Origin of the sequence: Mesorhizobium sp. M4B.F.Ca.ET.203.01.1.1 (genome assembly GCF_004791025.1) — a bacterium.
GTDB classification, from domain to species: domain Bacteria; phylum Pseudomonadota; class Alphaproteobacteria; order Rhizobiales; family Rhizobiaceae; genus Mesorhizobium; species Mesorhizobium abyssinicae.
In genome coordinates, this window is sequence record NZ_SRUO01000116.1 from 1 (window position 1) to 366 (window position 366).

Here is a 366-nt window from a genome sequence, read left to right on the forward strand (position 1 = left end):
CGGAAAACTATCCTCGAGCCCCGACTGCAATTGCTCCTCGAGCGTGTCCGGGTCTTCCGAGCGGCCTTCGGCGCGGCGGCCCTCGATCTCCTCCAGGTCCTGCTTGGCGTCGGGGTGCTCGCGGACATTGCGCAGCGTCGATACGATGAGCTCGATGGCGAATTCCTTCATCACTTCCGACTCCGGCGCGGCGACATTCATTTCCTCGACCAGCCGGATCAGCGAGGTCTCGAGCCTGTCCAGTTCCTTCATGCCCTGATGGCGGGCGAGCTTCTGGGCGGCGATGCGGTCGTGACGTGCGCCGGGAACGTTATGGCCCTTGACGATGGCGACCGGGTCGTCCAGCAGGGTATCCACCGGCACCGC

General features: G+C 65.0%; 1 pseudogene. It reads right to left on the reverse strand.

Annotated features, from left to right (window positions below):
• Positions 1-366 (reverse strand): annotated as a pseudogene (locus EN846_RS33900) (hypothetical protein); the annotation flags it as partial.